Below are 21,486 nucleotides of genomic sequence, written 5' to 3'. Positions count from 1 at the left end.
GATCACAGCAGACCGGCTTGCGTCATCAGCTCGATAACTTTCTTACTGTTGAGCGTTGAAGGTTCAACTTTCGGCGCATCAAGATCTTTCAGCGGAACCAGTTTCGGGTTAGAGGCCGCGTTCACACCCACGGCGTATTCAAAGGCGTTGTTGGTACGCAGACTTTCCTGACCTTCTTTGCCGGTAATGTATTTGATGAAGGCCTGCGCCTGCGCTTTGTGTTTGCTGGACGCCAGCACGCCACCGCCAGAAAGGCTTACGAACGCGCCCGGGTCCTGGTGTTTGAAGTAGTAGAGCTGGGTGTTTTTGCTGTTTTCACCGGTTTTGGACTGATCGACAAAGCGGTAGTAGTGATAAATCACCCCGCCATCAATCTGACCAGCATTGACCGCTTTCATCACCGTGCTGTTACCTTTATAGGCAACGAAGTTGGCTTTCATCGCCTTGAGCCATTCCAGGGTGGCTTTTTCGCCTTTCAGGGCCAGCATCGCGCTCACGATGGCCTGGAAATCTGCGCCTGAAGGAGATGCTGCCCAGCGGCCTTTCCACTCGGGTTTCGCCAGCTCCATCAGCGATTTAGGCAGCTGCTGTTCGCTCAGCTTCGCCGGGTTATAGACGAATACGGTGCTGCGGGCGGCAATGCCGATCCAGCGGCCGTGCGCCGGACGATACTCTGCCGGTACCTGCTTCAGAGTGTCGGCATCCAGCGGTGCAAACAGGTTGGCGTTATCCACCAGCACCATGGATGGCGAGTTTTCCGTCAGGAATACGTCTGCCGGCGATGCGCTGCCTTCCTGAACCAGCTGGTTACCCAGCTCGCTGTCATCACCATTACGCAAAGTCACTTTAATCCCGGTTTCTTTGGTAAAACCGTCAACCCACGACTTCACCAGGTTTTCATGCTGCGCGTTATAGACAACGATACCGTCGTTGTTATCGGCGGCAACCGATTGTGTGGAAAGGAAAAGAGATGAAGACAACAAGGCAAGCGAGAAGCAGGACAGCAGGCGAGAATTCATGAACATATCCTTAATAGACCAACGGGAGTAACCACTCATAGCTTTGTGGGACAGGATTAAAGCATACAACAACGCTAATGATAATTAGTATCAATCCAGTTTACGCGTAAAAGTGTAAAATTTCTTTTTAGCAGATTTTGTAATGATAAAAATCCAAATTTTAACGCGAGATAATTTCTAGATTAAGAAAACCTTAAGCCTGCCAACAACGAAATTCATTAGCCTTCTATTCATTATGGCGCGAAGGTAAATCTGTTATTCGCGCTCCCGGCAGATATAAAAAAGCCCCGATATTGCGGGGGCTTTTTATGGTTATCCGGAGATAGCTAAATTTATTAGGCTACTCATTTAAAAAGCATTACATCGCCGCATGAGGGGCATACACAGGATAGGTGAAGAACAATAAATGCACGCAATTCAGCCCAAAATGGAATAACGTTGCAACCCAGAGCCTGCCGCTCCACATCCACGCCAGGCCGTAAATAATGCCGGCGAGGCTGGCAAAAATAATCAGTAGTAAACCGCCGCTATAATGCATCAGCCCAAAGATGACTGAGGCAATCAACAACGCCACGACAGGGTGAACGATCCGGGACAAGCGCTGCTGCAGATAGCCTCTGAACAGGGCTTCCTCGGCCAAAGAGACGAAGAAAATATTCGCAAGGGCAAATTGCGCGAACCATTCTGGCGCATGTGGCTCAATTCTCAGCCCGCCCAACGCCACAGCCAGAAGTAACAGCGCGGGTACCGCAAGTACCAATATTCCCCAGCCGACCTTGCCAATTTTATAGAGGGGTTTTGCTACGAATAGCGTTGGCATGCACGTAATTAAAAAGAACGGCACCACCGCCTTGTCCATATTAAAGTACATACTGAACGGTATGCTTTGCGGACCAACGACGACAGCATCCAGCACTTTGGGATTATGGAATCCCGGGAGCACATGCATAACCAGGGCAACGGCGATGACCACGCACAGGCCTTCAATCAGATAAGTATATTTATCATCTTTATTACGTAGCCATTCAACAACAGACCAGCCAATAACGATTGATGCAATAACCAGCAGCGCCGGGGCGTCAAGAATGCTCTGTTTCCAGCCGAGAAATGCCGTTAATCCCAGCAGCAGGTAAGCCAGGCTTTTATTAAGGGAAAGTGCGGCAAGCGAAATCGCGAGGAGATACCACATAAATGTCCTTCATGACCGATAAATTTTAGGGTCGATGTCCCAAATATGTCCCAAAACGGAAATCAGGAGGGTGTGAGTGAGGCGTAACTCTATGAAATGAAATGGCACGCCCTGTAGGATTCGAACCTACGACCTACGGCTTAGAAGGCCGTTGCTCTATCCAACTGAGCTAAGGGCGCACTGAGAAGCGTGTACTTCGCGGCGGTGAAACGCGAAGAATTATACGGTCAATGGCAGGTGAGTCAATGCCTTTTCCGTTTTCAGGGGCAATTACCGCTAGCCGATTGTAAATACGGCTATTTTCTCAACATTTATCCCCGTTTTACCGTAAAATTTAGCGCTGCGAAAAGGCTTAGTTGCATTTAAGTAACGCCTGCTGTTTTCCTGTACGTCAGCTCGTCACACTAGAGTCAGGTATCCCGGCCGCCTGGAGGCTGACAGACAACAGGACAATGGAGTGACAGCGCAAAACCTGATCGATACGCCCCCCCGGTTACAGTACTTATCTCAGGACATCGTCGGCATTAAGCTTGAGCCCATCGTCGCCCTTACCTCCTTGCGCCAGGTTGGCGTCGAGGTCCTTAGCGTTCTGGCCGACACGCGGCACAGTGAGGACTTTTTTTGCGATCGGTCCGCTGAGTGGTCGATAACGCTGCTTGAAGCGCAGCTTGCCACGTTAAAAAATATGCCGCACGGTCATAACCTTTTTATTAATTTGCCGATAACCGTCCTGACAGAGCCTGCGTCCTTTCAGCGTCTTATCAGACTCCCCTGCGTGCCGCTCAATATTGAGTTTGTCGACCCTGCGGCTTTTTTGGCGCTGTCTGTCGCGCGCAAGCAGCTTGTGGTTCAGAATCTGCAGCAACTGAGCAGACAGGGGCACGCAATCTGGCTGGATGATATCGATGACGTCTTAGTGCAGCCGTTTTTATCCTGTCGACTCCCGTTAAGTGGCATCAAAATAGATAAGGAAGCATTCTGGCGTTTACGCGACACCCCTGCGCTGAGGCAACTGGTTTCCCTTTGCTTTCAGCTTGCCGGGAAAGTGCTTATCGAAGGTATTGAGACTGAACGCGATCGTACCTGGGCACTGCAGGCAGGCGCAGACTTCGGCCAGGGATATTACTGGCCGTCCTGGACATGGCCGGAGGATTAAAACGCCATTTCCAGGAGGGAGACCATGCGAATGACAGTGCGCCGTTACCGGCGGCGGCGTACAGGAAGTGATGCACTGGGATTTACGCGCTCACCTTTTGCCCCCCCCTTTTTCGACCGGCTCGAATTCTTGAGCCAGTCCATCAGCCAGCCCCGCAAAACAGACGCCCCGTTTATCCTTCTGGTGACGGAGGATCACTATCTGCGCACCGGTTTTCTCAACGGGCAGTTCCCGCTGAGCAGCTGCTGTGACTACGCCACGCTGGATGACGCCCTTGTCGCGCAGACGCAGTGGCCCTCTGCCCGTCTGGTCGTGGATATTGAAAGCCGGTCCACGGGGCTTCTGGAGAAACTGGATCAGTTGAGACGCCACAGCCTGTTTCCGCCTTTCCTTACGCCCTGGCTGTTAGTCCGGGCCGATAATTACGACACTCGCCTCTTCTGCAAAGCGGCGGGTCCTTTTCATGTGCTCGAACGCCAGCTGAACGCCGCAGCACTCCAGCACAGCCTGCTGGATACTCGCCCCCCACAGGGCTCCGACAAAGACTGGTTCTCCCGCAACGAATGGCCGATCCTGCAGGAACTTTCCCGGGGCAAGACGTTACGTCAGATTGCCCTTATGCAGAATCGTCCCTATAGCCGCATTATCTATCGTCTCAGCTGCATCCTGGTGAAACTGGGGCTGAGTCATCGGCAGGAATTACTTCACCTTCTTAATAACCTCTCAGACTGCACGTTTACACTCACGTCCTAACCCCTTATTTCCTAAAGCGCTTTAGGAATTTACTTACCATTTGTGTTTCAAAAATGTTAATTTTTAACAATAAAGTCGAAATTATAACTATTCCTAATTTATGGCCGCGAACCTTGCGAAATGCCACAAATTGAACGAACGGCAGCACTTTCCTCCATCCGTTAAGTGAATGCAGACAGCGTTAACAAGATGATAATGATGTAAAAACAAGCAGGTTAGCGGGAACGCTCAGGAGGAAAAAGCGAAGCGGATAGCATGTTCTCCTGTGCATGAGATGTGGGCCTTCGGGTCAACCTGCGCGCTTTCAGATGAAGGTCTGACGGCCTGCGAGGGCAATTGTTGTCCTCATCAGCGTGGGTTTGTCCCCCTGAATGATGCGTATTTTTGTTAACAATTGATCAACATAAAGAGATATGTGTTATTTTTTGTTATTACATAAAGATGAAAATATGCGGTAAATGAGATAACAGGATATTTCCGCTAAATTTAAAAAAATAGCGATTCAGATCCAGAAGATAATACAAACCCATAAGCGGATATTAATTTACAGGGTTTTCGGAAAAAACTTACCCTGTATAATAAGATGCGTACCAAATCTGAATAAGAAAAACCTTTTTGCCAACACCAGCCAAATGAGATGACCGCGCTGAGGCATAGTTCTTTTCATTACGTAAACAAGGATGCTTTCGCTCTTTCCAGGGAAATACTACGGTATAGGGATCTGCACATTATATCCTTCCGGCATTTCGAGAGTTTTACCAAACTCTGCATAACGCTTTTAACAATCTGAGGCATTAAAAATGAAACCGGCATCCGTTATCATTATGGACGAACATCCTATCGTCAGAATGTCGATAGAAGTCCTGCTACAGAAAAATAAGAATATCACAGTCAAGCTCAAGTCTGGCGATAGCCATGAAGTTCTTGACTGTATCCGTAATCACCCTATCGATCTGGTGATCCTTGACATTGAACTCACGGGCACGGATGCTTTCGCTTTACTTAAGAGAATCAGAAACTTAAACAAAGACATTAAGGTTCTGTTCCTCTCGTCTAAATCAGAGTTATTTTACGCGGGTCGCGCTATTCGCGCCGGGGCAAATGGCTTCGTCAGTAAACGTAAAGATTTGGGTGAGATCTACAACGCCGTAGAAATGATCCTGATGGGCTATTCCTTTTTCCCGTCGGAAACGCTGAACTTTATAAACCATTTGGGTTCAGGGAAAGGGATGGCTGTCGATATGCCATTATCGAATCGCGAGGTCACGGTATTACGGTATCTGGCGAATGGATTATCCAATAAGGAAATTGCTGAACAGCTACTATTAAGCAACAAAACCATTAGCGCGCATAAATCCAATATTTATTCCAAACTGGGTGTGCAAAGCATCGTGGAATTAATTGATTACGCCAAAGCGCACGAGCTGCTTTAACCTGAATTCACTCCCTGCAGCTTATCTGAGCTGCAGGGAGTGCGGTCAGTGCTAATTATAGTTAATCATAAAGGTGGCATCCGCATCGGCTCGTCCTGGCTGAGGGTTATCTGCTGTGGCAATATAATTGGCATAAAACGACAATGTTGCATTCCCCTGCGCATCAACCGAGACCGGCTGGCTGGCCTGCTGGAGAGCCAGACGCGTTTTATCCGCATCCCTGATCTCTACCGCGACACGGCTCGCTGTACTGGCGTCGTTCAGCGCCAGCAATCCGTTATTGCTCCCGTCGGCTTTGCCCGAAAACGTAATGGACGCCGCGCCCGGCGGACAGCCGGTCAGCTTCAACGTAAACGGCATGGGCTGCGTGCGGCTCCCGGTCGTGCTGAGCTGTTTCGTGGGCCAGGTGCCCAGCGTAACGGTCTTGTCGCTGTCGCTCCCCTCGGCGACGCAGGTAAAATCGACAATATTGCCGTAGAGCCGAATGTTAATTTCGCCCAGCGCGGTGTCCGCCTGAGCCTGTGTGCAAAGCGCAAAAAGCGCCACGGTGATAAAACGGATCCCGTTTCGCATACCGGCTCCTTAGTCGTAATCCACACGCAGATACCCGCGCGAGGTAAAACGCCCTTCCGCTGGCTTATTGCCCGTCACGCTCACCGGCCAGACCCGGATCCCAACCTGTGCCTGCGCGCTATCGTCGAGGCGGAACGGAATTTTGCTTGTCAGGTTGTTAGGCGTCAGCGGCGCCCCGCTCTCGTTAGCGATGATAAACCCGACGTCCGGGTTATCCGACACCAGCACATTATCAGAGACTTTTTCCGCCTCAACGCGCATCGTCAGCATGGCGTTCGCCTCCACGTTGGTGCATTTGATCGCAATGGTTTTGCTTTGCGATGAGACCCCCTCCGGTTTGTTACCTACACCCGCCTTGCTGAACAGGGAGGCACCAATGTCACCGAAATCAAACTCCACCACGTTCCCGGCGTTGATGGCGCAGCTTTGCGGCACCTGGATGGTACCGCTGTAGCTAATGGTATAGACCGGCGTGGTGAGCGGATCGGAAGAGGTGGTGGTGACGTAAACGCGGAACATGGTGGCACGCGGGATCACGACCATGTTAATAAAACGCCGGGTCACCTTAAGGCGGAAGACAAGGCTGGAGTCCTGAACGCCAAACGGTTTGTTTTTCGAGACGTTAGGGTGGCTCCCCATCTGGATATAGTTTTTAGGCGGATAAAACACGCCAGCATAGCTGTCCGTGATTTTCATGGCCCCGTCCAGATAGTCGTTAAGCTTCAGATACTGATAGCCATCGCTCGTTCCCGTTACCGGGTAGTCGGTCACATAGCTACGCTTGGTGGTATTCCCGACGGTGCCCTTCGGGCAGACGGCATTCACCCCTACCCACTGCGACTTCTCGCTGAGCGTCACGACCTGTCCAATCTGGTTATTCGAGCTATTGAATTTATCCGTCAGGTCGTAATGCACCTCCGTCGGCACGCCCTTTTCATTGACGCACACGGTAGCGAATGCGTTTGTCGCAGGCAGTAACGCCAGAAGCGACAAGGCAAAGATGTGGGTTTTATTCACAGCGAATCCCCTTCAGTGTGATTGCCTGTTGCAGGCTCTTTTCAGGCAAGCTGTAAGGCGCGCGACACTGGGACTGCGCCCCGTCGCCCCACTGGATCAGCAGTTCGCCTTCCAGCGGCAGCCCGCTCAGGTAAATTTGCCCGTCGTCCCCCACCATGCTGGTGACACCGCTCCGGGTCTCACGGACCACCGCACCGAACGGCACCGGCTGGTTACCGCGCATCACCGTCAGCAGGGCGCGCACGCCAATGCGGGTATCAAAGCTGGCGCGCACCAGCGCGCCTTTGGTCGGCACCACGCTGCTCACGTTGTTTTCGATGTCGGTGTTGTTACTCATGGTGTTGGTATCCAGCGCCACACGGTTATAGCGGTAGACGGTGGCATACGGCATTACCGCGTAGCCTCGCCAGTCGGTTCTCACGCCGGTCTGGTTTTCGACGCTGACGCCGGATGCCCCCGGCGCTTTGATCAGCACGTTGGTGTCGCCCAGCGGCTGGCTGAAGGTCACGCCGTCGGCATGGCCGACGACCCCGCCGGAGAGCTGCCAGTTAAGATCGTGCTGATCGTCGCTGTAGTTGTAGCCCACGCCCAACGTGCCGTAGGTCGCCTGCCAGTTGGCGCTGGCGCTTCCGCTTGCGCCGTTGGTGCTGGTGTGTCCCTGGGTCACGCTGTAGTTCAGGTTGCGGTCCTCCAGCAGCGTGCCGCTGACGCCGGTTTGCCAGCTCGTGTCGCCATCGCTGTTCCGGCTGGCGGAAGCCGTGGCATAGGCGCGGTCAATCGCGCTGTCCCGGCGATAGCCCTGGCGAGTAAAGATACTGAACGGCACGGAGACGTTAAACGACGCGATCCGGTCGGTGCCGTCAATCCCGACGGATTTGTTCCACGACCACGAAACGGAGTAGTTGATCCCCTTCACGCCCCCCGCGTAGCCCAGCTGGTACCAGAGGTTCGACTCGTCGGTTCCCCAGTAGGTCTGCTCGCTGCCGGAGATATAGATCGAGCCGTAGTCCCCCAGAGACTGAGATACGTTGAGCTGGAAGCGGCCTTTTTTATTCCACGTCAGGTTGTGATAACTCTGCACGTCCGGCACGCCGTCATTATCCTGGCTGTCGGCATACTGATAGCCTTCCATTGAGCGCCAGGCCACATCGTCCAGGGTGTAAAATCCTTTTGTGGAGTAGCGGTAGCCCAGCAGCTGGAAGTTGGTGCCGAAGCCGTTAAGGGATTTCGCATAGAGGAAGCGCAGAGACTGCCCTTCATGCTTGCTGTCGTCCGCGAGCTGGCTGCGGGCGTGGGTGATATCGAGCGAAACCGCGCCCCAGTCGCCCAGGTTTTTTCCGGCCCCGACGGCGACCGCGGTATAGCGTGAGGCCAGTTGCGTTCCGCCGTAGAGCGTAAAGCCGTTGGCAAGTCCGGTAATCAGGGTGCCCTGGGTGAAGAACGGCGTGTCCTGATCGCTGTTACCGCTGCGGTAATCCCCCGCGACAAGGTCATACTTCCAGCGCCCTTCACGCTGCAGAAGCGGCACGGTGGAGTACGGCACGGTATAGCGCTGCTGGCTGCCGTCTTTCTCTTCCACCGTCACTTCCAGGTCACCGCTTGAAGAGGTGGGGTTGAGATCGGTAATCGCAAAGGCGCCCGGCTGTACATAGCTTTGATAGATCACGTAGCCATTTTGACGCACCACCACTTTAGCGGGCGTCCGGGCGATCCCGCGCACGGTGGGCGCGTAGCCCTGCAGGCTGTCCGGATACATGCTGTCAGACGAGAAGAGACGTCCGCCGCGGAACCCCATGCTGTCGAAGACGTCATTGCCGGTATTGCTGTCGCCCAGGACCAGTTCGCTTTTCAGCGGGATCACGGTGCGCTGCGCCCAGGTGCCAATATTCTGCCACTCGCTGTGTCGCTGCCCGTTGGTCTGCGTGTATCGCCATGCGCCGTTGTTACGCAAGCGCCAGGCGCCATAGTTCAGCCCGCTCTGCAGGTTGAGATAATAGCTGTCGTCTTCGCTGCCCCGGTTGCCGGAGAAGCTGTAGTTCAGCAGCGCGGCGGGAATGCCCTCATCCCACTGTTCAGGCGGAATGTAGCCCCGGGCGCTGTTCTGCAATGCCACCTGCGGCAGGCTGACGTTCAGGCGCTGTGAGGCAAAGTTGAATACCGTTTCGCTGCCGGGAATGGCCGTGGTCAACGGGACGCAGGTCTCGCCCTGGACCTGAGCCAGCTCGGGAAACGCCGCGACGTTGACGCCAAAGCGGTCGAGCATCGCCCGCGTAATACACGGCGATAACCCGCCCGCCACCGGCGGCGTGTTCTCAGCCTGCTCAAAACGCACGTCCTGAGTTCCGATAAATTCATCGTTACGCCAGATATCCACGCGATAAACGCCGGGCGCCTGCTGGTGTCCTTGTTCAAAACGCGACAAATCCGCCACGCTGGCGGTGTCGTCGGACAAAAAGGCCGGGTTGAAATAGCTTTCGCTCCAGCCAGCCTGTGGCCAGAGCGCAGCCATCAGCGCGAGCGCAACCGGGCAGTAACGTCTCTGGTGGTTTTTCATCGCCCTGACTCTGCTCACAGGTTGACGCTACGCGCCGGCGTGATGGCACCGTAGTCATTCACGCTCTGCCAGGAGAGCGTGCCGCTGGCACCGGCTGGCAGTACCTGCTGAGCCGCGCTTTTCGGCGCCACCATCAGGTTATCCAGCGTCTGACCGCCCAGCTTAAGATTGACGAGGGTGATGTAGTACGGGGATGCGTTGCTGACTTTGAGATGGTTGCCGGCGCGCTCAAACCGCAGCTGGGAAAGCGCCTCTTCCGGCTGCATCGCCAGGTTGTTCGGGCGCACAAACAGCTTGATGCGCGAGAGGATAGCCAGCTGCAGCACGTTATTGTTTTCCGTTTTGGCTTTGTTCACTGACGGGATCGCTTTCACGTTCATGTAAAACAGCGATTCACGGTCGGCAGGCAGCGCAGGCCCGGCGTAAATAATGCGCAGCGTGTTTTCACTGTTCGGCTCGCTAACAAACAGGGGCGGCGTGACGGCAAACGTTTTTTCTTTTTGCCCGTTTGCATTTTCAATCCACGCGTTAATTAAATAGCGTTCCTGTTTATTGCTGTTGGTGATTGCCAGCGACGTTTGCTTCGCCTCTGCGGGATAAATAACGCGGGTGGCTCCCAGCGCAATACCGCCGGATGCATTCGCGCATGCAGAAACCATCATTAAAATAAACGATAAAAAAAGTCCTGGTTTAATTAGGGTATTCATCACAACCGTACCTTTAATAATGTGTTCGCAGGTGTTATGGATAAATCAACGTAAACCAGACATCCGACTGAATTTTGCCTGGCTCGAGGTGTTCGGAAATAGCCCGATAGCGGGCGCTAAAATGGAACGCCAGCTCGCGGGTATCGATCGGCAGCCAGCTGACGGCCGTGGCATTCGGGATAATCTGACGTTGCTGTTCGTCAAAGAGCGCCAGCCCGACGCCGCTGCTGACAGGCGTTTCCCCTGGCCGCGATGTCGCCAGAAAGACCTGCGGATCCTCTGCGGGTGTGACGCCCTGAAACTGGATCCCCACGGTGCGCGAAACATCAACGCTGCAGTCCAGCAGTCGCACGGTGAACGGCACATTTACCGTGGAAAAACTGCCCACGCCGGAAAATGAGTTGGTTCGGTACTGCCCCATATCGATGCGCATATTCTGGCTGTCGGGCGCCACGGCGCAGCCGCCGTTCACCAGTTCACCCCGGAGATGAACCTTGCCGCCTTCAATCACCACGGTATGCGCCGATGCCGGGCAAGCCATCGCAAGGGTTAACAGCAGTAGTGTTCCTGTCCTTGTCATCCTTCGTTCCTGGCAATAGCGTATGACGGGCCTCGTCCCTGAGGCCTGAACATCCCTGTGCGGAGGAATTATTCGTATTTCATTACGAAGGTGGCGTCAGCGTTCGCCTGGCCTGGCTCGGTAGTCGCAGCCGTTGATTTATAACGCGCGGTGAACTTCAGGGTGTTTGTCCCTTCGATCAGCGTCTGCGCAGCAGAGAAGGTCGCACCGTCTGGGGTCAGAACGCTGGATTTGCTGTCGAGGATCTCGATACCCACGCCTTTCGCGGTGTTGTCGTTACTGCCGGAGGTGACGGCAAGCAGGGTTTTGTCGGTTGGGTCGATCTGACCGGTGAACGCAACGGCTGCGGTTTTGGCGACCAGCGGATCGCAATCGTTCAGTTCAATGTTGAACGGAATATTAGAGGTGGTGTCGCCCACTTTGGTGAATTTCGCGGTACGATACTGACCCAGATTAACGGTCTGCTCGGAAGAATCAGTATTTACTGAACAAGCCGCATTAACCAGCTCACCTTTAAAATGTACGGTACCGCCATTTACGGAAACCGGGGCAGCAGGATCTGCTGCATTTGCGGCACCCGCAACCAGGGCCAAAGTTGCAATAACAGTAGAAGCAATGTTGCTGAGTTTCATGTCTATTCCTTTAAAATGTAAATAACCCTTCCCGCGAATAATCGGGAATAAGAAATACGTTCAATTGATAAATTGAAAGCTTATTTCGGAGGAGACAAAGTAGCTCAGGAGGCGATTTTTAAATATGTCAAAACGCTGCCATTTCGCCAGGTCACATCCTAATCCCGCCTAAGAAATTGACCATCCCTTAAGAAGGGTTTTTGCGGCTTGCTGATAAAAACGCGCAAAGGGTGACTGACAGCGAGGCTCGCTTCTGACAAAATACACGCATCCCCCCTTTCGAACGTTACAGACGGAATCTTCTCTCTGATGGCAGCAAAGATTATTGACGGTAAAACGATTGCGCAGCAGGTGCGCTCTGAGGTCGCGGAAAAAGTGAAGGCGCGTAAAGCGGCCGGAAAACGCGCCCCCGGGCTGGCCGTTGTGCTGGTTGGCAGTAACCCGGCATCGCAGATTTATGTCGGCAGCAAGCGCAAAGCGTGTGAAGAGGTCGGCTTCGTCTCCCGCTCTTACGATTTGCCGGAAACCACCAGCGAAGCAGAACTGCTGGAACTTATTGACACTCTGAATGCCGATAAAGAGATCGACGGTATTCTGGTTCAGCTGCCGCTGCCCGCCGGTATCGACAACGTGAAGGTGCTGGAGCGTATCGCACCGGATAAAGACGTGGACGGTTTCCATCCGTACAACGTGGGCCGCCTGTGCCAGCGCGCGCCGCGTCTGCGTCCGTGCACGCCGCGCGGTATTGTGACGCTGCTGGAGCGTTATAACATCGATACTTACGGCCTGAACGCCGTGGTCATTGGCGCGTCCAACATCGTGGGCCGTCCGATGAGCATGGAGCTGCTGCTGGCCGGCTGCACCACCACCGTTACCCACCGCTTCACCAAAAACCTGCGCCACCACGTTGAGAACGCCGATCTGCTGATTGTCGCGGTCGGTAAGCCGGGCTTTATTCCGGGCGAGTGGATTAAAGAGGGTGCGATTGTCGTGGACGTCGGGATTAACCGTCTGGAAAACGGCAAAGTGGTCGGCGACGTGGTGTATGAAGATGCCGCCGCGCGTGCCTCTTACATTACCCCAGTACCGGGCGGCGTAGGCCCGATGACCGTCGCAACGCTGATTCAGAATACCCTGCAGGCATGCGAAGAATATCACGACGTAGAGGACGCGTAAGATGGCCACATTTTCATTAGGCAAACACCCGCACGTTGAGTTGTGCGATCTGCTCAAGCTGGAAGGCTGGAGCGAAAGCGGTGCGCAGGCGAAAATCGTCATCGCCGACGGGCAGGTAAAAGTCGACGGCGTGGTGGAAACCCGCAAGCGCTGCAAGATTGTCGCGGGGCAGACCGTGAGCTTTGAAGGCCAGAGCGTAACCGTTACGGCCTGAGCCCCCTCACCCTAACCCTCTCCCCAACGGGGAGAGGGAACAGTCCGAACGCCGTTTCCAGGCCGGGTAAGGCGAAGCCGCCCCCCGGCAATGTCTCTCACCATCCCCTCACACACATCACGGTTATTTATCGATCCACTTCAAATAATCACTATTTCATCTGTTGAAAAGTGAAAATTCAGTTGCGCGTTTTTCACTCTTTGCCCACGATAAGTAGAACGTTCTACTAAAACGTTCTACTTACAATAACAGCGCCAAAAAAAGCGCTACTCGGGGGAAATCAGCATGAGTCTGATATCAGGGTTTGTTAAATCGCTGTCTAAGTTATCGATGATTGGTCGCGCCTTAATGCTGCCAATTTCACTGCTTCCCGCTGCGGGCCTGCTGCTGGCCTTCGGCGATAAGTTCCATCTGCCGCTGATGATGAACGCGGGCGGGGTTATTTTTGATAACCTGCCGATGCTGTTTGCCATTGGCTCTGCCGTGGGCCTGGCGTCAGAATCCGGCATTGCGGCGCTGTCCGCGGCGGTCTCGGTGTTTGTCACCAATATCACCATCAGCACCGTGCTGAGCATCACGCCGGAAATGGCCTCCCAGGGCGGGAAATACGCCATGGTAGTGGGCATTCCAACGCTGCAGATGGGCGTCTTTGGCGGCCTGATCTGCGGTATTCTCGCGGCCTGGTGCTACAACCGCTTCCACACCATGCAGCTTCCGGAATTCCTGGGCTTCTTCTCCGGCAAGCGCTTCGTGGCGATTGCAACGGCGTTCCTCTCGTTCCTGATGGGGCTGCTGCTGCCGTATGTCTGGCAGCATATCCAGGCCGGTATCGACGCCCTCTCCGTGGTCGTTAACGGCGATAATCAGGCGGCCTCGACCTTTATCTTCGGTCTGGTGGAACGCGCCCTGATCCCGCTCGGTCTGCACCATATCTGGTATCCGTCGTTCTGGTATTCGTTTGGGGATTACACCACCCAGGCAGGCCAGGTGATCCACGGCGACCAGACCATCTGGTTCAAGATGCTGGAAGAAGGGGTGAAATCCTTCAGCAGCGACACCTACCAGAACGCCGGCAAGTTCATGCAGGGTGAATTCCCGCTGATGCTGTTCGCGCTGCCTGCGGCGTGCCTGGCGATGTATCACGAAGCCCATACGAAGAATAAGAAAATCGCGGCCGGTATTCTGTTCTCCGCGGCGCTCACCTGCTTCCTGACGGGGATCACCGAACCGGTTGAGTTTACCTTTATCTTCGTGGCACCGATTCTGTACGTCTTTAACGCCATCATGGCGGGCCTGGCCTACATGACCATGTACCTGCTGCATGCGCATATCGCCAAGTCGTTCTCTGCGGGCTTTATCGACTATCTGTCATTCGGGATCCTGCCGTCGTTTAACGGCTACCAGACCCACTTCCTGAGCGCCATTATCATCGGCATTCCAATGGGCCTGATTTATTACTTCACGTTCCGCTTTGTGATCCGTCGTTTCGACGTGAAAACGCCGGGCCGCACTGAAGTAACCGCCAACGCGGATGAGAAATCGGATTCCGAACTCGCGACCGAGATCATCACCCTGCTGGGCGGCGCGCATAACATCGACTCCGTCGGCGCCTGTATCACTCGTCTTCGCCTGGAAGTCACAAAAAGCGAGGCGGTGGATAAAGACGGCCTGAACGGGCTCGGCGCGCGCGGCGTGGTGTTTGTCGGCGACAACGGTATTCAGGTGATTTTCGGTGCCAGAGCACAGTTTATCGCCCAGACCATGTCCACCATGATCGGCAAATAATAAGATGCCTGAACGACACGTCTCCTGTACGCTGGGAGATGTGTTTTATCTGGCTGATAATCGGTAAATTTCAGGGAGCGGTTTTGAAGAAAGTCAGCATTATTGATGTCGCGAAGCACGCGGGCGTGTCGGTTTCCACCGTCTCGCTGGTGCTGCGCCAGAAAGGGAAAATCTCAGAGGCAACGATCGAGAAGGTCAACGCTGCCATCAATACCCTGGGCTATGTTCATAACGTTGCCGCTGCCAACCTTCGCGCCAATACCTCCAACCTGATTGGCCTGATCCTCCGTGACTTTAGCGACAGTTTCTCCATCAAGGTGATGGCGAGCATTGTTCAGGATCTTGAAAAACAGGGGTATATGGTTTTTCTCGGTCAGCCCCAGAACGACCATGACCATCTTGAGCGCTGCCTGCTGTCGTTTAAGCAGCAGGGCGTCGCAGGGGTGATCTATCTGGCCTCGGATACCCGCACCGCCACCCTCCCGGAAAAGATTCGCCACTGCCCGCTGCCGCTGGTGGTGGTCTCGCAGTCGCTGCTGGATGAAAAATGCAATCTGGTGATGCGCGATAACCGACAGGCGGCCAGTCTGGCGGTGCGTTATCTTATCGAGCGCGGTCATCGTAATATCGCCTACATTGGCGGACGCGAAGGCTGCCTTATCCGCGAACAGCGCCTGCTCGGTTTTCGCAGCGCGATGGCGCAAAACGGGCTGGTCTGGCGCGATGAATACTCTCCGGCCTGCAGCGATGACACGCTGGCAGCGGGTTTCGCGACCCGCCAGCTGCTGGAAAAAAACAATACCATCACCGCCCTGCTCTGCCACTCGCCGGATGCCATGATCGGCTCCATCTCCGGTATTCATCAGGTCGGGCGTACGGTGGGTAAAGATGTGTTTCTGACGCAGCAGGTCGCCCTGGTCGGTTTCGAAGATATGCTCCACGTTAACCTCACCTCACCCTCGTTTACCTACGTCTCGTCCGCCAGCGAAGAGACGGGGCGTCAGGCGGCCGGGCTGATTATTCGCACGCTGAAGGAGCCGACGCTGCAAACCCAGCGCATTACGCTTTCCGGGCAGCTTATCGCACGCGAGTCGGCGTAAAATCAGAATTTCGCACAGGTTTTTTAGCGCGGAATGACTGCTATATTTCCATGATTTGCCATGGATAATCACAATGCCTACCGTCATTACACACGCTGCTGTTCCGCTTTGCCTGGGCTTAGGCCTGGGGACAAAAGTTATCCCACCCCGCCTGCTGTTTGCCGGGATTGTTCTCGCCATGCTGCCGGACGCCGACGTGCTGGCGTTTAAGTTCGGCGTCGCGTATGGCAACGTTTTCGGCCATCGCGGCTTTACCCACTCCCTGCTGTTTGCCTTCGTGGTGCCGATACTTTGCATACTGACTGGACGACGATGGTTCAGGGCCAGCCTGACGCGGTGCTGGCTGTTTTTAACCGTGTCACTGCTGTCGCACAGCCTGCTGGATTCGATTACCACAGGCGGGAAAGGCGTCGGCTGGCTGTGGCCGTGGTCTGATGAACGCTTCTTTGCGCCGTGGCAGGTGATTAAGGTCGCGCCGTTTGCGCTCTCACGCTATACCACGCCGTACGGGCATCAGGTGATTATTTCAGAACTGCTGTGGGTGTGGCTGCCGGGGGTCGTGCTGATGGGAATGTTGTGGTGGAAAAGAAGGTAAAAAAAGCCGGGTGGCGGCTGCGCCTTACCCGGCCTACTTTTGCCTGTAGGCCCGGCAAGCGTGAGCGCCACCGGGCGTTACAGACTTACTTACGGCGCCAGGTGGTGCCCTGCGGGCCGTCTTCCAGGATGATGCCCATCTCGGTCAGACGGTTACGCGCCGCATCTGCCGCAGCCCAGTCCTTCGCCTGACGCGCTTCCAGACGCGCCTTGATCAACGCTTCAATTTCCGCCACTTCACCGTCGTCCGCCTGCGCACCGCTCTGCAGGAACGCGTCCGGCTCCTGCTCCAGCAGGCCAAGCACGGCAGAGAGCTTACGCAGATGGGACGCCAGCGCATTCGCCGCGGCCATATCTTCTGACTTCAGGCGGTTCACTTCGCGCGCCATGTCGAACAGTACGGAGTAGGCTTCCGGGGTGTTGAAGTCGTCGTTCATCACCTCAATAAAGCGCGCTTCGAACGCTTCGCCGCCTGCCGCCGGAACAGACCTGTCGGTACCGCGCAGCGCGGTGTAGAGACGCTCCAGCGCCGAGCGCGCCTGTTTCAGGTTCTCTTCGCTGTAGTTCAGCTGGCTGCGATAGTGGCCGGACATCAGGAAGTAGCGCACGGTTTCCGCGTCGTAGTATTTCAACACATCGCGCACGGTAAAGAAGTTACCCAGCGATTTCGACATCTTCTCGCGGTCAACCATTACCATCCCGGAGTGCATCCAGTAATTCACGTACTCGCCGCCGTGGGCGCAGGTGGACTGCGCGATTTCGTTTTCGTGGTGCGGGAACATCAGGTCTGAGCCGCCGCCGTGAATGTCGAAGTGTTTGCCCAGCTGCTTGCAGTTCATCGCAGAACATTCAATGTGCCAGCCCGGACGGCCTTCGCCCCACGGGGATGGCCAGCTTGGCTCACCCTCTTTGGACATCTTCCACAGCACGAAGTCCATCGGGTTACGCTTCACGTCAACCACGTCAACGCGGGCGCCGGCCTGGAGCTGATCCAGATCCTGACGGGAAAGCGCACCGTAGGTTGGGTCCGTCGGCACGGAGAACATCACATCGCCGTTGTCGGCAACATATGCATGACCGCGGGCGATCAGCTTTTCGGTGATCTCGATGATTTCGTGAATATGGTGGGTCGCGCGCGGCTCGCTGTCCGGACGCAGAATATTCAGGGCGTCGAAGTCTTTGTGCATCTCAGCGATCATGCGATCCACCAGCGCGACAAAGCTTTCGCCATTTTCATTCGCGCGCTTGATGATCTTATCGTCGATGTCGGTGATGTTGCGCACGTATTTCAGGTTGTACCCCAGAAAACGCAGGTAGCGTGACACCACGTCGAAGGCGACAAAGGTACGGCCATGGCCAATGTGACAGAGATCGTAAACCGTAATACCACACACGTACATGCCGACTTCCCCGGCATGGATAGGTTTAAATTCCTCTTTTTGGCGCGTCATTGTATTAAAGATTTTTAACATCGAAGATTCCATGTAAACACGTGTGTGGTTGAAAACCGGCTATTCTACCCGTAATTCAAACCCGAAGCAGCACACAATGCAAGGTGATCGCATCCTGTGGTTATGCTATAACAAGCCCCTATAGATGACCCGAAGGCGGGTCGACGTACCACAATAACGGAACAGGATGCAAAAATGGTTACTTTCCACACTAATCATGGCGATATCGTAATCAAAACCTTTGATGACAAAGCGCCTGAAACAGTTAAAAACTTCCTGGACTACTGCCGCGAAGGTTTCTACAACAACACCATTTTCCACCGCGTGATCAACGGTTTTATGATCCAGGGCGGCGGTTTCGAACCTGGCATGAACCAGAAAGCCACTAAAGAGCCGATCAAGAACGAAGCGAACAACGGCCTGAAAAACACCCGCGGCACGCTGGCGATGGCACGTACTCAGGCGCCTCACTCTGCTACTGCACAGTTCTTCATTAACGTGGCGGACAACGACTTCCTGAACTTCTCCGGCGAAAGCCTGCAGGGTTGGGGCTACTGCGTATTCGCAGAAGTGGTTGAAGGTATGGACGTAGTTGACAAGATCAAAGCCGTCTCTACTGGCCGCAGCGGTATGCACCAGGACGTTCCAAAAGAAGACGTTGTGATTACAAGCGTGACCGTCAGCGAGTAATTGGTGGCGACACTCTTTATTGCGGATCTTCATCTGCAAACAGAAGAACCGGCGATAACCGCCGGTTTTCTGCGTTTTTTACGCGGTGAAGCGAAAAGCGCCGATGCGCTGTACATCCTGGGCGACCTCTTTGAAGCCTGGATTGGCGACGATGACCCTAACCCGCTGCACCGTGAAATGGCCGCCGCCATTCACGCGCTGGTGGATTCCGGCGTCCCCTGCTACTTCATTCACGGCAACCGTGATTTCCTGATCGGCAAGCGCTACGCCCGTGAAAGCGGCATGACGCTGCTGCCGGAAGAACAGGTGCTCGACCTCTACGGCCGCAAGGTGCTGATCATGCACGGCGACACGCTCTGCACCGACGATACCGGCTACCTGGCGTTTCGCGCCAAAGTCCACACCCCGTGGATCCAGAAGGTGTTCCTTGCCCTGCCGCTGTTTATCCGCAACCGCATCGCCGCCAGAATGCGCGCAGGCAGTAAAGCCGCCAACAGCAGCAAATCCATGACCATCATGGACGTCAATCCACAGGCGGTCGTGCGGGTGATGGAAAAGCATGACGTTCAGTGGCTCATCCACGGTCATACCCATCGTCCTGACGTGCATTCCCTTATCGCCAGCGGCCAGCCCGCACACCGCGTGGTTTTAGGTGCCTGGCACACCGAAGGCTCCATGGTCAAAGTCACGCCTGAGGGCGTGGAGCTGATCGCGTTTCCGTTTTAACCCCCTCCACATCATTCTATTTTTTTGAACAATATTGGCAAATTGTTTCGATTTTAATCAGCCCGTGGTCGGCCTATTATTTATCACATCAGGGCAACACGCCCTATCCCAGACAAAACACTTAAGGAATACGACCATGAAATCCATCAAAACTTTCGTTGCAGTTGCAGCTCTCTCGCTGGTTTCTTTCGGTTCTTTCGCGCAGAGCGTGAGTGCAACCGCCTCTACCCTTGACCGCGCAGAAGCGAAAATCGCTGCACAGGCTGCTGAACAGGGCGCGTCTTACAAAATCACCAGCGCGAAGGTCGACAACCGCGTGTATATGACCGCAGAACTGACGAAATAATGATTGCCCTTCGACAAAAACAGACCGCCAGAATGCGGTCTGTTTTGTTATGAATTGATGGCAACAACGGCTCAAGATTTAACCGCGCAACCGTTTTCCTTGCCCGTATAACATGCTATTCTCTGTGCCCTCGAAAGCAGTGTGTTTCGCACCACAGGAGTTTTAAGACGCATGTCTTCCCGCAATAATCCGGCGCGTGTCGCCATCGTGATGGGGTCCAAAAGCGACTGGGCTACCATGCAGTTCGCCGCCGAAATCTTTGACATCCTGAATGTTCCGCACCACGTTGAAGTGGTCTCCGCGCACCGTACACCGGACAAACTGTTCAGCTTCGCCGAAAGCGCCGAAGAAAACGGTTATGAGGTGATCATTGCCGGTGCGGGCGGCGCAGCACATCTGCCGGGCATGATTGCCGCCAAAACCCTGGTGCCGGTGCTGGGCGTCCCGGTACAAAGCGCCGCGTTAAGCGGTGTGGACAGCCTCTACTCCATCGTTCAGATGCCGCGTGGCATTCCCGTCGGCACGCTGGCGATTGGTAAAGCGGGTGCCGCCAATGCCGCCCTGCTGGCCGCGCAGATCCTGGCGACGCACGATAAAGACTTACATCAGCGTCTGGCGGCGTGGCGTAAAGCCCAGACCGACGAGGTGCTGGACAATCCAGACCCGCGGGGTGCCGCATGAAGCAGGTTTGCGTTCTCGGTAACGGCCAGCTAGGCCGCATGCTGCGTCAGGCTGGCGAACCGCTGGCGATTTCCGTCTGGCCCGTCGGCCTGGACGCCGAGCCGGAAGCGGTACCGTTCCACCAGAGCGTCATTACCGCTGAGATCGAACGCTGGCCGGAGACCGCCCTGACCCGCGAGCTGGCGCGTCATAACGCCTTCGTTAACCGCGACGTGTTCCCGATCATTGCCGACCGTCTGACGCAAAAGCAGCTTTTCGACAAGCTGGGTCTCGCAACCGCACCATGGCAACTCCTGTCTGATAAAAGCGAGTGGAACGACGTCTTCGCCATGCTGGGCGAGCTGGCGATCGTGAAGCGCCGCGTGGGTGGCTACGACGGCCGCGGCCAGTGGCGCCTGCGCGCAGGCGATACCGCCGAGCTGCCGGATGATTGCTACGGCGAGTGCATTGTTGAGCAGGGCATCAACTTTAGCGGTGAAGTGTCGCTGGTTGGCGCGCGCGGTCATGACGGGCATACCGTCTTTTATCCGCTGACGCATAACCTGCATCAGGACGGCATTCTGCGCACCAGCGTGGCCTTCCCGCAGGCCAATGCTGACCACCAGGCGCAGGCGGAAGAGATGCTCTCTGCCATCATGCACGAGCTCGGATACGTGGGCGTGATGGCGATGGAGTGCTTTATCACCCCGTCTGGTCTGCTGATCAACGAGCTGGCACCGCGCGTGCACAACAGCGGCCACTGGACGCAAAACGGCGCCTCCATCAGCCAGTTCGAGCTGCACCTGCGCGCAATTACCGACCTGCCGCTGCCGCAGCCTGTGGTCAACAGCCCGTCGGTGATGATCAACCTGATCGGAACCGATCTGAACTACGACTGGCTGAAGCTGCCGCTGGTGCATCTGCACTGGTATGACAAAGAGGTTCGTCCGGGTCGGAAGGTTGGCCACCTGAACCTGAACGACAGCGACACGGGCCGCCTGAGCGCCACGCTGGAAGCCATGATCCCGCTCCTGCCGCCGGAATACGCGAGCGGTATTGTCTGGGCACAGTCAAAGCTTAAATAGTTATCCCTCCGCCGGGGAGTTGACCTCCTCTTTCCCCGGCGTACAA

Annotated in this window: 22 protein-coding genes and 1 tRNA gene; 13 read left to right on the top strand and 10 right to left on the bottom strand. The window is 55.1% G+C overall.

The window, feature by feature from the left end:
- Positions 1-2: 2 nt before the first annotated feature.
- The 3 genes from ACMGGU_RS03560 to ACMGGU_RS03550 form a co-directional block, all read right to left on the bottom strand.
- The gene (locus ACMGGU_RS03560) at positions 3-1,019 is read right to left on the bottom strand and encodes an iron ABC transporter substrate-binding protein (RefSeq protein ID WP_126534555.1); all 1,017 of its coding nucleotides are present in this window, start codon (positions 1,017-1,019) and stop codon (positions 3-5) included.
- A gap of 358 nt (positions 1,020-1,377) precedes the next feature.
- Positions 1,378-2,208 carry a CPBP family intramembrane glutamic endopeptidase gene (locus tag ACMGGU_RS03555; protein WP_262790226.1) on the bottom strand — a complete coding sequence of 277 codons (831 nt, stop codon included), beginning with the start codon at positions 2,206-2,208 and terminating at the stop codon, positions 1,378-1,380.
- Positions 2,209-2,310: 102 nt separating this feature from the next.
- Positions 2,311-2,387 (bottom strand) — tRNA-Arg (locus ACMGGU_RS03550).
- A 278-nt stretch (positions 2,388-2,665) separates the two neighbouring features.
- On the opposite strand from ACMGGU_RS03550, the gene ACMGGU_RS03545 reads away from it, so the two are divergent.
- From ACMGGU_RS03545 to fimZ, 3 genes are all read left to right on the top strand, one after another.
- Positions 2,666-3,364: an EAL domain-containing protein gene (locus ACMGGU_RS03545; protein ID WP_262802196.1), complete on the top strand. Its 699-nt coding sequence runs from the start codon at positions 2,666-2,668 to the stop codon at positions 3,362-3,364.
- Between the two features lie 24 nt (positions 3,365-3,388).
- Positions 3,389-4,117: a helix-turn-helix transcriptional regulator gene (locus ACMGGU_RS03540; protein ID WP_048225963.1), complete on the top strand. Its 729-nt coding sequence runs from the start codon at positions 3,389-3,391 to the stop codon at positions 4,115-4,117.
- A gap of 800 nt (positions 4,118-4,917) precedes the next feature.
- The gene (fimZ, locus tag ACMGGU_RS03535) at positions 4,918-5,550 is read left to right on the top strand and encodes a fimbria biosynthesis transcriptional regulator FimZ (protein ID WP_008499339.1); all 633 of its coding nucleotides are present in this window, start codon (positions 4,918-4,920) and stop codon (positions 5,548-5,550) included.
- A gap of 51 nt (positions 5,551-5,601) precedes the next feature.
- Here the strand turns inward: fimZ and sfmF are convergent, their stop codons facing one another.
- From sfmF to fimA, 6 genes are all read right to left on the bottom strand, one after another.
- On the bottom strand, positions 5,602-6,123 hold the full coding sequence (gene sfmF, locus ACMGGU_RS03530) for a fimbria assembly protein (RefSeq protein ID WP_045909722.1): 522 nt from the start codon (positions 6,121-6,123) through the stop codon (positions 5,602-5,604).
- Between the two features lie 9 nt (positions 6,124-6,132).
- Positions 6,133-7,140, bottom strand: coding sequence for a type 1 fimbria D-mannose specific adhesin FimH (fimH, locus tag ACMGGU_RS03525; protein ID WP_045909723.1), 1,008 nt, complete (start codon positions 7,138-7,140; stop codon positions 6,133-6,135).
- Complete coding sequence (locus tag ACMGGU_RS03520) at positions 7,133-9,694, bottom strand: fimbrial biogenesis usher protein (protein ID WP_229225383.1); 2,562 nt, start codon at positions 9,692-9,694, stop codon at positions 7,133-7,135. The genes fimH and ACMGGU_RS03520 overlap by 8 nt, the downstream gene beginning before the upstream one ends.
- Positions 9,695-9,708: 14 nt before the next feature.
- Positions 9,709-10,401, bottom strand: a complete 693-nt coding sequence (gene fimC, locus ACMGGU_RS03515) for a type 1 fimbria chaperone FimC (RefSeq protein WP_420300249.1) — start codon at positions 10,399-10,401, stop codon at positions 9,709-9,711.
- A gap of 34 nt (positions 10,402-10,435) precedes the next feature.
- A complete protein-coding gene (gene fimI / locus ACMGGU_RS03510) occupies positions 10,436-10,981 on the bottom strand; it encodes a type 1 fimbrial protein subunit FimI (protein WP_023310642.1) in 546 nt (181 codons plus the stop codon).
- A 68-nt stretch (positions 10,982-11,049) separates the two neighbouring features.
- Complete coding sequence (fimA, locus tag ACMGGU_RS03505; RefSeq protein WP_008499333.1) at positions 11,050-11,613, bottom strand: type 1 fimbrial major subunit FimA; 564 nt, start codon at positions 11,611-11,613, stop codon at positions 11,050-11,052.
- Between the two features lie 309 nt (positions 11,614-11,922).
- Here fimA and folD point away from each other — a divergent pair, with 309 nt between their 5' ends.
- From folD to ACMGGU_RS03480, 5 genes are all read left to right on the top strand, one after another.
- Positions 11,923-12,789 (top strand): bifunctional methylenetetrahydrofolate dehydrogenase/methenyltetrahydrofolate cyclohydrolase FolD, encoded by an 867-nt coding sequence (folD, locus tag ACMGGU_RS03500; protein ID WP_008499332.1) that lies wholly within the window; start codon positions 11,923-11,925, stop codon positions 12,787-12,789.
- 1 nt (position 12,790) lies between these two features.
- Positions 12,791-13,003: a ribosome-associated protein YbcJ gene (gene ybcJ / locus ACMGGU_RS03495; RefSeq protein WP_028012224.1), complete on the top strand. Its 213-nt coding sequence runs from the start codon at positions 12,791-12,793 to the stop codon at positions 13,001-13,003.
- A gap of 285 nt (positions 13,004-13,288) precedes the next feature.
- Entirely contained in the window at positions 13,289-14,788 is a 1,500-nt protein-coding gene (locus tag ACMGGU_RS03490) for a PTS transporter subunit EIIC (RefSeq protein WP_045909726.1), read from the top strand.
- 83 nt (positions 14,789-14,871) lie between these two features.
- Entirely contained in the window at positions 14,872-15,888 is a 1,017-nt protein-coding gene (malI, locus tag ACMGGU_RS03485) for a Mal regulon transcriptional regulator MalI (protein WP_045909727.1), read from the top strand.
- A gap of 73 nt (positions 15,889-15,961) precedes the next feature.
- Positions 15,962-16,483 carry a metal-dependent hydrolase gene (locus tag ACMGGU_RS03480; RefSeq protein ID WP_252077471.1) on the top strand — a complete coding sequence of 174 codons (522 nt, stop codon included), beginning with the start codon at positions 15,962-15,964 and terminating at the stop codon, positions 16,481-16,483.
- Positions 16,484-16,568: 85 nt separating this feature from the next.
- Here ACMGGU_RS03480 and cysS read toward each other — a convergent pair whose 3' ends face one another.
- Complete coding sequence (gene cysS, locus ACMGGU_RS03475) at positions 16,569-17,954, bottom strand: cysteine--tRNA ligase (RefSeq protein ID WP_048225958.1); 1,386 nt, start codon at positions 17,952-17,954, stop codon at positions 16,569-16,571.
- A 174-nt stretch (positions 17,955-18,128) separates the two neighbouring features.
- On the opposite strand from cysS, the gene ppiB reads away from it, so the two are divergent.
- From ppiB to purK, 5 genes are all read left to right on the top strand, one after another.
- The gene (gene ppiB / locus ACMGGU_RS03470; protein ID WP_008499327.1) at positions 18,129-18,623 is read left to right on the top strand and encodes a peptidylprolyl isomerase B; all 495 of its coding nucleotides are present in this window, start codon (positions 18,129-18,131) and stop codon (positions 18,621-18,623) included.
- Between the two features lie 3 nt (positions 18,624-18,626).
- Complete coding sequence (gene lpxH / locus ACMGGU_RS03465; RefSeq protein WP_420300248.1) at positions 18,627-19,349, top strand: UDP-2,3-diacylglucosamine diphosphatase; 723 nt, start codon at positions 18,627-18,629, stop codon at positions 19,347-19,349.
- Positions 19,350-19,485: 136 nt separating this feature from the next.
- Entirely contained in the window at positions 19,486-19,695 is a 210-nt protein-coding gene (locus ACMGGU_RS03460; RefSeq protein ID WP_008499325.1) for a YdgH/BhsA/McbA-like domain containing protein, read from the top strand.
- Between the two features lie 171 nt (positions 19,696-19,866).
- Positions 19,867-20,376, top strand: coding sequence for a 5-(carboxyamino)imidazole ribonucleotide mutase (gene purE / locus ACMGGU_RS03455; protein WP_023616863.1), 510 nt, complete (start codon positions 19,867-19,869; stop codon positions 20,374-20,376).
- Entirely contained in the window at positions 20,373-21,440 is a 1,068-nt protein-coding gene (purK, locus tag ACMGGU_RS03450; protein ID WP_048030139.1) for a 5-(carboxyamino)imidazole ribonucleotide synthase, read from the top strand. The genes purE and purK overlap by 4 nt, the downstream gene beginning before the upstream one ends.
- The last annotated feature ends 46 nt before the right edge of the window (positions 21,441-21,486 follow it).

It is taken from the genome of Enterobacter sp. BNK-8 (assembly GCF_048685095.1).
GTDB classification, from domain to species: domain Bacteria; phylum Pseudomonadota; class Gammaproteobacteria; order Enterobacterales; family Enterobacteriaceae; genus Enterobacter; species Enterobacter quasiroggenkampii.
The sequence above is the reverse complement of the archived record's forward strand: the minus strand, read 5'-3'. Positions and strand labels throughout refer to the sequence as shown.